This window comes from Mesorhizobium sp. Cs1299R1N1, assembly GCF_037179655.1.
Lineage (GTDB): Bacteria > Pseudomonadota > Alphaproteobacteria > Rhizobiales > Rhizobiaceae > Mesorhizobium > Mesorhizobium salmacidum.
In genome coordinates this window covers 537,774-547,500 of record NZ_JAPYKR010000001.1, presented here as the reverse complement: position 1 = coordinate 547,500, position 9,727 = coordinate 537,774, and the positions used below count along the sequence as shown (strand labels likewise).

The 9,727-nt window shown below is 61.3% G+C and carries 7 protein-coding genes, 1 tRNA gene and 2 rRNA genes (1 of these 10 running past the window's edge); 4 read left to right on the top strand and 6 right to left on the bottom strand.

Annotated features, from left to right (window positions below; all coding sequences use genetic code 11):
• The 3 genes from O7A70_RS02640 to O7A70_RS02630 all read left to right on the top strand — a co-directional run.
• Positions 1-1,977: ribosomal RNA gene (locus O7A70_RS02640) — 23S ribosomal RNA — on the top strand (it extends 891 nt beyond the left edge of the window).
• 273 nt (positions 1,978-2,250) lie between these two features.
• A 5S ribosomal RNA gene (gene rrf, locus O7A70_RS02635) occupies positions 2,251-2,365 on the top strand.
• A gap of 263 nt (positions 2,366-2,628) precedes the next feature.
• Positions 2,629-2,705, top strand: a tRNA-Met gene (locus tag O7A70_RS02630).
• 147 nt (positions 2,706-2,852) lie between these two features.
• On the opposite strand, the gene O7A70_RS02625 is transcribed toward O7A70_RS02630, so the two are convergent.
• Positions 2,853-3,599, bottom strand: a complete 747-nt coding sequence (locus O7A70_RS02625; protein ID WP_140765388.1) for an SDR family NAD(P)-dependent oxidoreductase — start codon at positions 3,597-3,599, stop codon at positions 2,853-2,855.
• A 113-nt stretch (positions 3,600-3,712) separates the two neighbouring features.
• Between O7A70_RS02625 and O7A70_RS02620 the strand changes: the two genes are divergently transcribed.
• Positions 3,713-4,078 carry a winged helix-turn-helix transcriptional regulator gene (locus O7A70_RS02620; RefSeq protein ID WP_337138900.1) on the top strand — a complete coding sequence of 122 codons (366 nt, stop codon included), beginning with the start codon at positions 3,713-3,715 and terminating at the stop codon, positions 4,076-4,078.
• Between the two features lie 316 nt (positions 4,079-4,394).
• Here the strand turns inward: O7A70_RS02620 and O7A70_RS02615 are convergent, their stop codons facing one another.
• From O7A70_RS02615 to O7A70_RS02595, 5 genes are read right to left on the bottom strand one after another with little or no spacing between them, the layout of a single operon-like run.
• On the bottom strand, positions 4,395-5,474 hold the full coding sequence (locus O7A70_RS02615) for an ABC transporter ATP-binding protein (RefSeq protein WP_337138899.1): 1,080 nt from the start codon (positions 5,472-5,474) through the stop codon (positions 4,395-4,397).
• Positions 5,471-6,271 (bottom strand): ABC transporter permease, encoded by an 801-nt coding sequence (locus O7A70_RS02610; RefSeq protein ID WP_140503157.1) that lies wholly within the window; start codon positions 6,269-6,271, stop codon positions 5,471-5,473. The genes O7A70_RS02615 and O7A70_RS02610 overlap by 4 nt, the downstream gene beginning before the upstream one ends.
• Position 6,272: 1 nt before the next feature.
• Positions 6,273-7,133 (bottom strand): ABC transporter permease, encoded by an 861-nt coding sequence (locus O7A70_RS02605; RefSeq protein ID WP_337138898.1) that lies wholly within the window; start codon positions 7,131-7,133, stop codon positions 6,273-6,275.
• A 59-nt stretch (positions 7,134-7,192) separates the two neighbouring features.
• Complete coding sequence (locus O7A70_RS02600) at positions 7,193-8,197, bottom strand: ABC transporter substrate-binding protein (RefSeq protein WP_337130404.1); 1,005 nt, start codon at positions 8,195-8,197, stop codon at positions 7,193-7,195.
• 59 nt (positions 8,198-8,256) lie between these two features.
• Positions 8,257-9,726, bottom strand: a complete 1,470-nt coding sequence (locus O7A70_RS02595; protein WP_337138897.1) for an aldehyde dehydrogenase — start codon at positions 9,724-9,726, stop codon at positions 8,257-8,259.
• Position 9,727: the final 1 nt, after the last annotated feature.

The window sequence follows — 9,727 nt, the reverse complement described above, 5'->3', positions numbered from 1 at the left end:
CCAATCAAACTCGGAAATAGCTGGTTCTCCGCGAAATCTATTTAGGTAGAGCGTCGACCGAATACCCCAGGGGGTAGAGCACTGGATGGGCTAGGGGTCCTCACCGGATTACCAAACCTAACCAAACTCCGAATACCTGGGAGTACTAGTCGGCAGACACACGGCGGGTGCTAACGTCCGTCGTGAAAAGGGAAACAACCCTGACCTACAGCTAAGGTCCCCAAGTTATGGCTAAGTGGGAAAGGATGTGAGGATCCCAAAACAACCAGGATGTTGGCTTAGAAGCAGCCATCATTTAAAGAAAGCGTAACAGCTCACTGGTCTAAATAAGGGTCTTTGCGCCGAAAATGTAACGGGGCTAAAGCCATACACCGAAGCTTAGGGTTTGGTCCGCAAGGGCCAAGCGGTAGCGGAGCGTTCTGTAAGCTGATGAAGCCATACCCGTGAGGGGTGGTGGAGGTATCAGAAGTGCGAATGCTGACATGAGTAACGTAAGGGGAGTGAGAGACTCCCCCGCCGAAAGACCAAGGGTTCCTGCTTAAAGCTAATCTGAGCAGGGTTAGCCGGCCCCTAAGACGAGGCGGAAACGCGTAGTCGATGGGAACCACGTTAATATTCGTGGGCTTGGAGGTAGTGACGGATCATTGAGGTAGTCCAATCTTATCGGATTGAACGGGCTGCTGCGTGGTTCCAGGAAATAGCTCCTCCTTATAAACCGTACCCGAAACCGACACTGGTGGTCTGGTAGAGTATACCAAGGCGCTTGAGAGAACTATGCTGAAGGAACTCGGCAAATTGCACGCGTAACTTCGGAAGAAGCGTGACCCTTTTCTACGCAAGTAGAGGAGGGTGGCACAGACCAGGGGGTAGCGACTGTTTATCAAAAACACAGGGCTCTGCGAAGTCGCAAGACGACGTATAGGGTCTGACGCCTGCCCGGTGCTGGAAGGTTAAGAGGAGGGGTGCAAGCTCTGAATCGAAGCCCCAGTAAACGGCGGCCGTAACTATAACGGTCCTAAGGTAGCGAAATTCCTTGTCGGGTAAGTTCCGACCTGCACGAATGGCGTAACGACTTCCCCGCTGTCTCCAGCATAGACTCAGTGAAATTGAATTCCCCGTGAAGATGCGGGGTTCCTGCGGTTAGACGGAAAGACCCCGTGCACCTTTACTATAGCTTTACATTGGCATTCGTAGTGGCATGTGTAGGATAGGTGGTAGGCTTTGAAACCTGGGCGCCAGCTCAGGTGGAGCCACCCTTGAAATACCACCCTTATTACTATGGATGTCTAACCGCGGCCCGTTATCCGGGTCCGGGACAATGTATGGTGGGTAGTTTGACTGGGGCGGTCGCCTCCTAAAGAGTAACGGAGGCGCGCGATGGTGGGCTCAGAACGGTCGGAAATCGTTCGCTGAGTGCAATGGCATAAGCCTGCCTGACTGCGAGACTGACAAGTCGAGCAGAGACGAAAGTCGGTCATAGTGATCCGGTGGTCCCGCGTGGAAGGGCCATCGCTCAACGGATAAAAGGTACGCCGGGGATAACAGGCTGATGACCCCCAAGAGTCCATATCGACGGGGTTGTTTGGCACCTCGATGTCGACTCATCGCATCCTGGGGCTGGAGCAGGTCCCAAGGGTATGGCTGTTCGCCATTTAAAGCGGTACGTGAGTTGGGTTCAGAACGTCGTGAGACAGTTCGGTCCCTATCTGCCGTGGGTGTAGGAATATTGAAAGGATCTGTCCCTAGTACGAGAGGACCGGGATGGACGGATCTCTGGTGGACCTGTTGTGGCGCCAGCCGCATAGCAGGGTAGCTATATCCGGACGGGATAACCGCTGAAGGCATCTAAGCGGGAAACCCACCTTAAAACGAGTATTCCCTGAGAACCGTGGAAGACGACCACGTTGATAGGCCGGGTGTGGAAGAGCGGCAACGCTTGAAGCTTACCGGTACTAATAGTTCGATCGGCTTGATCGTTCTCATTCCTAATGTCCATTTGACGAAGTCAAATGGTTTGTTCTCACTCACGCGTGTTCCGCCCTTCGGGCGGCGCTACGTGGGTGCGGCGCATCGGCGCCGACGGTCGGTCGACCTTGCGAAGCTTCGCTTCGAAGGACCAGACCCCAAGGACGGCCAGGCACAAAAAAGACCAGCGAAAAGCTCCGAGAAAGCACAAAATAGGTCCCCTATTCGCTCCTCTCTATGGCTATTCGCTCAAACCAGCTTCTCGAATAACGTGCGTTTTGCCGACCTGGTGGTTATGGCGGAGCGGCTGCACCCGATCCCATTCCGAACTCGGCCGTGAAACGCTCCAGCGCTGATGGTACTTCGTCTCAAGACGCGGGAGAGTAGGTCGCTGCCAGGTCTGCTAAACGCACGTTCAAACTCACATCCAACCGGATGACAGAGAAATCTTCTCATTGCTTTGTTCGATGCATGGCTTTGTTCGAAGCATGTCGGTGCCCCAAAACCGGTAACGCTTTTGGGCGACATGCATAAAGGCCCGCCAAGGGATCCCGGGCCGCTCTAAGCGGCCCTTTCATTTGGTGGATACAGGAATGCCGCAGTCGCCAAAGTAGAGCGGCGATCGCAAATACCGCAATCCCCACAGGGCGATTGCGGCGGTGGCGCGGGGTGGAGCAGCCCGGTAGCTCGTCAGGCTCATAACCTGAAGGTCACAGGTTCAAATCCTGTCCCCGCAACCAAACTTACCAAAACGGCCCGCCAGGCTCAAAGCCGGCGGGCCGCTTTGCGTTCGGATAAGCGCCGCCTTGGATCCAGCCTGGCCGCCGCCAAAGGACCAGGCCGGTCGTTTCCAGCGAACGATGGCCGGGCCGAGGTTCGATGGGTCGTCAAACTTGTGCGGCTCCGCCGTCAACGAAGACCTCACTACCGGTCATGAAGCTGCTTTCGTCCGAGGCAAGGAAGAGCGCCACAGCCGCAGTCTCCTCGGGGTGCCCGACACGGCCGAGCGGTATCTGCATGGCAAGGCCCTTCAGCAAGGCATCCTCCTCTCCAGCCTCTGCTAGACCCTTGAGGCCGGGTGTCTCGGTGGCGCCGGGAGAGAGCACGTTCACACGGATGCCTGCCCCCTTCAGGTCCAGCGCCCAGCTTCGGGCGAAATTGCGGATTGCAGCCTTGGTCGCGCTGTAGACGCTGAATGCAGGCGTTCCCGTCGAGCCGGTGGTCGAGCCGGTGAGGATGATGGATCCACCGGCCCGCATAAGCGGCAGCGCCTTCTGCACCGTGAAGAGCGTGCCTTTGACGTTGACGTCGAACGTCAAATCGAATGACGCTTCATCGATGGCGCCAAGCGGAGCCAGCTTTCCGAGCCCCGCATTGGCGAACAGAACATCTATTCGTCCGCTCTTTGCGCGCACTGCCGCGAACAGCCGATCAAGATCATCGAGACGCGAAACATCGCCGTGCACCGCTGTCACTGCGGAGCCGATCTCCTCGACCGCCCTGTCCAGTTCCTCCTGACGACGGCCGGTAATAAAAATTTCTGCGCCTTCCGCCACAAACCGTTTGGCGGTAGCCAGACCAATGCCACTGTTGCCGCCAGTTATGACGACGATTTTACCTTCAAGCCTGCCCATCTCGATCTCCTAGAAAATGATGATCGCTTCGATCTAGAGGCTTGCTTTTCTTTCTTCCAGTATGCACATTTTGGTAAGTGATATTTTAGCAAGAACTAATTGGAGCATACGAAATGGCGACACCTAGCTTTATCTGCGGGCTGGACGCTGCGTTGGCTGTCATCGGTGGCAAGTGGAAGCCTTTGATCCTGTTCCACCTTGCTCACGAAGCCCGACGCTATGGTGACCTGAGGCGCGCCATCGGCAATGTCAGTGACAAGATGCTCATCCAGCAACTCAAGGAACTGGAGGCTGATGGGATCGTCGACCGGCTCGACTTCAAGGAAATTCCGCCGAAAGTCGAGTATTCCCTCACTGCGTTTGGCCAGACCCTTGCCGGAGCCTTGAAGCCACTCTGCGCCTGGGGAACGGAACATATGATCGAAGTCGAGGAACTCATGTCACGCCGCGGCGCTTCCGAGGTGGAGAAAGTCGCCTGAATTTCAGAATGTCTCGCAGGCATAGGGTCTCGCAGGTGGCTATAGCGTGAAAATTGTGCCCATCTGCATCTTCCCGGACAGATGGACGATTTGAACCGTAGCGGCTTTCTCCAAATCAGACGTAAGTTCGCTTTCCTGCCATCGCTCTCCAGAAGCGGACGATCCCCTTCCGTGAAGAGTTTCGGGCGCCGGCAGGCGTACGAAACTCCCCGAGGACGAAGCCGCTACCCGTGGCTCGCCGTCACCAGCGACAGGCCCGGCCGTGCAGACCGCCAGCGGAATTGCCGCCGCGTTTCCAAGGGCAGGCTTGCGGCCTTCAGGCTGGAAACAGGAAGGCGGAAGCAGGATCGAAAAAGATCCGCCTGCCGGTGGCGCAATCCGCGCTATCCGGTTCCGCCGCGTCCGAAGTCGGCCTGACATCGATCTCATCGCCGCCGGCGGTACGCGCCACGACGCGCTTGCGGTCGCCGAAGAAAGCGGTATCGACGATTTCGACGGCGAGCGCCGCGCATGCAGGTCCGGGCGTGAGCCGGAAGGCTTCGGGGCGCACCATCAGCCGCGCCTTCTGGCCGCGATCGAAGGCCTGCGTCGTCTTCACGCCGCTCACGACCGAACCGTCGGCCAGGCGTACGGTCGACGCGCCATTGGCGGTTTCCAGATGCTCGGCGGGCAGGAAATTCGAATTGCCGATGAAGCCGGCGACGAACTCGCTGGCCGGCCTGAGATAAAGGTCCTCGCCGGTGCCGATCTGTTCGATGCGCCCTTCCTTGAACAGGGCGATGCGATCCGACAGATGGAGCGCCTCTTCCTGATCGTGGGTGACATAGAGGATGGTGACACCGGTCTCACGGTGGATGCGGCGGATCTCGGCCTGGATCTCCTGGCGCAGTTTCTTGTCGAGCGCCGACAGCGGCTCGTCCATCAGCAGGATCGGCGGATCGTAGGCGAGCGCACGGGCAAGCGCCACGCGCTGCTGCTGGCCGCCCGACAGCGCGCCGGGATAGCGGCCGGCGAAATTCTCCAGCCGCACCAGCGCCAGCATGTCGGCGACTTTCTTTTTCACTTCGGCGTCGGGGCGGCCGCGCACGCGCAGCGGGAAGGCTACGTTCTCGGCAACGCTCAGATGCGGAAACAGCGTGTAGCGCTGGAACACCATGCCGATGTTGCGCTTGTGCGACGGCACTGAAAGCAGCGACGTGTCCTCCAGCAGGACGTCGCCGGAGGTCGGGTCCTGGAAACCGGCGATCGCATAGAGTGTCGTCGACTTGCCGGAGCCGGACGGCCCGAGGAAGGTCAGGAATTCGCCCTTGGGCACATCGATGGTGACATCGTGGACGGCGACGAAGGCGCCGAACGTCTTTCTCACCGCGCGTATGGACAGGAATGGCGGGGTCATCTCGATAATTTTCTGCGAAGGAGTGCGGTCACGATCATCAGGCACAAGGTCAGGCCGACGAGCAGGCTGGAGGCGGCGGCGACGACCGGGCTGAGGTCGGCGCGCAAACTACCCCAGATCTTCACCGGCAAGGTCTGCAAGGTCGGGCTCGCCATGAAGATCGCCACCACGACCTCGTCCCATGAGGCGAGGAAGGAAAAGATCGCCGCCGAGAAGATGCCGATCCGGATCGAGGGCAAGGTGATCCGCAACCGTGCCTGCAGCGGGCTGGCGCCGCAGACGATGGCCGCGTCCTCGATGGACTTGTCGAAACCCTCGAGCGCGGCGGTGATCGGAATGATGGCGAAGGGCAGTGCCAGGACGGTGTGCGCGATGACGAAGCCGATCGTGGTGCCGGCCAGCCCGATGCGCAGGAAGAAAGCGTAGACGGCGATGGCGAACACCACCACTGGCAGCACCATGGGCGTCAGCAGCAGCCCACGCAGAATCTGGCGCCCGCGAAATTCACCCCGGATCAAACCGAAGGATGCGAACAGGCCGATGATGACGGCGAGGATGGCGGCCATGGCGGCGATTTTTGCGCTGGTCAGCGCGGCATCGATCCAGGTCGGGTCGGCCAACAGCTGCTCGTACCATTTCAGCGTCCAGCCGGGTGGCGGAAAGGCCAGCCAGCGTGAGGAGCCGAACGACAAGAGCACGATAAAAACCACCGGCAGCAGCAAAAAAGCCGCGACCAGCGCGGTAAAGCCGGCAAGCGCCATGCGCAGCCATCCGAGCCTGTCATAGTCGAGCAGCATGTCAGAGCCCTCCGGCGGGGCGCTTGGCGCCGACCAGACGAAGCTGGAGCGCGTAGAGCGCCATGGTGACGACGAGCAGGACGAAGGCGGCGGCACTACCGAGTCCCCAATTGAGCAGCGACTGCACCGTCTGGGCGATCATCTCGGCCAGCATCATGTTGGACGTGCCGCCGAGCAGGGCAGGCGTGACGAAGTAGCCAAGCGACATGACGAAGACCATCAGCCCGCCGGCGGCGATGCCGGGGAGCGACAGCGGCAACAGGATACGGCGGAATGCCTGGAACGGGGTTGCCCCGCAAAGGGCGGCGGCGCGCAGCGTCATCGGGTCGATGGCGCGCAGTGTGCCGACCAGCGGCAGGATCATGAAGGGCAGCATGATGTAGACCATGCCGATGGTGACGCCGGTGAGATTGTTGATCAGCGGCAGTGGCTCCTGGATGATGCCCAGCCCCATCAGCGTCCTGTTGATCACCCCTGTGCGCTGCAGCAGGACCATCCAGGCATAGGTTCGGGTGAGGAGGTTGGTCCACATCGACAGGATGATGATGCCGAAGACGAGCGAGCCGAAGGCCGGCGGCATGATCGCCAGCATCCAGGCGACCGGAAACGCCACCACGATGGTGACGGCGGTGACGACGGCGGCGACGAGGAAGGTGTTCAGGAACACCCGCACATAGGTGCCGCTGCCGAACAGCGCGGCGTAGTTCTGCAGACCGGGCTCGGGATCGGTGACGCTGCGCAGCAAAAGGGCGACGACCGGCACGACGAAGAACAGGCCGACCAGAACGAAGGCCGGCAAGGCGCCGCCGCTGCCGGCCGGCAGGCCGGCAATGGCGCCGCGTCTGAGAGAATTTCCTTGCATCGGCCGGTTCCCATTATCCAAACGGGGCGCGGCTCCGCGCCCCGCCGGTTTCTGTGGCGCTACTTGGTCTGCCAGGCGTACCAGCGCGTGGCGATCTCGTCGCGATGCTCGGCCCAGTAGTTCATGTCGAGGTTGATCTGACCGTCGACATGGGCGTCGGGCAAGGCCTTGACCGCATCGGCCGGCATCTCGGCCTTGGCCTTGGTATTGATCGGCGCATAGCCGCTGGCCTCGGCGAATTTCGCCTGGCCGGCCGGGCTGGTGGCCGCGGCCAGGAACTTCATGGCGCTATCCTTGTTCTTCGCCCCTTTCGGTACGACCAGAACGTCGGCGGCGGTTAGGTTCTGCTTCCAGGAGACGCCGACATCGGTTCCGTCCTGCTGCAACGCGAAGACGCGGCCGTTCCAGAGCTGGCCGAAGGCGGCCTCGCCGGAGGCGATCAGCTGCTGCGACTCCGCGCCACCGCTCCACCAGACAATGTCCGACTTGATGGTGTCGAGCTTCTTGAAGGCGCGGTCGAGGTCGAGCGGATAGAGCTTGTCCGCCGGCACGCCGTCGGCGAGCAGTGCGATCTCGATGACGCCCGGCGCCGACCATTTGTAGAAGGTCCGTTTGCCGGGGAACTTCTTGGTGTCGAACATGTCGGCCCAGCTCGCCGTGTCACCGGAGACCGCGCCCTTGTTCCAGGCGAGCACGAAGGAATAGTAGAAGCTGCCGACGGCATGCTCATTGCTGAAGCGGGGGTCGAGATCGGCCTTGGGCACGATCGCATAGTCGATAGGCTCCAGCAGACCATCCTTGGCGGCCTTTATGGCGAAGTCCATCTCGACGTCGACGACATCCCAGGTGACGTTGCCGGCGTCGACCATGGCCTTGAGCTTGCCGTAGTCGGTCGGCCCGTCCTGGAGGACCTTGATGCCGGAGCTGGCTTCGAAGGGCGCTGCCCAGGATTTGGTCTGTGCTTCCTGCGTTGTGCCACCCCAGCTGGTGAACGCCATTTCATCTGCCTTGGCGGCGGTCGCCGCGAGCAGTCCGGCCAGAATGCCGGTCAAAATCAGTTTCATTTTGTTCTCCTCTGTTGGTCTGTTCTTGTTTTTCTCAGTGCACCTGCGCCACACGCTGTTCAGCGCATGACGAAGGGATCGGGGATCGGCTCGTCCGAGGTCTTGATCCAGACGGATTTGGAGCGCGTATAGTCTCTGATAACATCGAGGCCGCCCTCGCGGCCGAGCCCGGAATGGCCGTAACCGCCGAAGGGAACGAGCGGCGACACGGCGCGGTAAGTGTTGACCCAGACGACGCCGGCATGGATGTCGCGCGCCATGCGGTGCGCCTTGCCGAGATTGCTGGTGAACACGCCGGACGCCAGGCCGAAGGGGGTGTCGTTGGCGAGCGCCAGCGCTTGTGCTTCGGTGTCGAAGGCAAGCACGCTGAGCACAGGCCCGAACAATTCCTCGCGCACGCATGCCAGATTGCCGTCGCCTGCATCGATGATGGTCGGCGCGTAGTAGAAGCCGGGGCCGCCGGGGCGTGTCCCTCCGGTGATCAGCGTGCCGCCTTTGGCGAGGCTTTCCGCGACGATTTTTTCGATCCAGTCGCGCTGACGCTGCGTGGCGAGCGGACCCATTTCGGTGGCCGGGTCCTGCGGATCGCCGATCCTGATCGCCTCGGCCTTGCGTTTCAGCCGGGCAAGGAACTCGTCCTTCACCGAACCTTCGACCAGCAGCCGCGAGCCGGCGACGCAGCTTTGGCCGGTCGCGGCAAAAATGCCGGCCACCACCGCGTTGGCGGCGCTGTCGAGATCGGCATCGGCGAAGACCACGACCGGGCTCTTGCCGCCGAGCTCGAGCGTCGTATAGGCGAGATTTTCCGCCGTGTTCCTGACGATCGCACGCGCAGTGGACGGGCCGCCGGTGAAGGCGACGCGCGAGACCAGCGGATGGCTGGTCAGGCGGCGGCCGCAATCCTGGCCGAAGCCGGTGAGAATGTTGACGGTGCCTTCGGGAAAGCCGGCCTGCTGGACGAGTTCGGCGAAGGCGAGCAATGGCGCCGGGCCGTCCTCGGAGGCCTTGAGCACGACGGTGCAGCCGGCGGCCAGCGCCGGGCCGAGCTTGACGGCGGACAGGAAGAGCTGCGAATTCCATGGCACGACCGCGGCAACGACGCCGATCGGCTCGCGGCGGATGGTGACGTCGAGATCTGCCTTGTCGATCGGCACATGCGCGCCTTCATGCTTGTCGGCGAGCCCGCCATAATAGCGGTAGTAGTCGCCGACATAGGCGATCTGGGCACGGGTCTCGCGGATGATCTTGCCGGTGTCGCGCGTCTCGAGTTCGGCAAGACGCCCGGCATTGGCGGCGACGAGGTCGCCGAGCTTGACCAGCAGTTTGCCGCGCGCGGTGGCGGTCATCGCCGTCCACGGGCCCGAACGCAGGGCCCGGTGCGCCGCCTCGACAGCACGGTCGACATCGGCTTCGCTCGCCGCCGGCATCCTGGCCCATGGCGCGCCGGTCGACGGATCGATGCTGTCGAAGGTCGCGGACGGCTCGTCGAAGCGGCCGTCGATGAAGTTCCTGAAAAGAGCGTCGGTCATG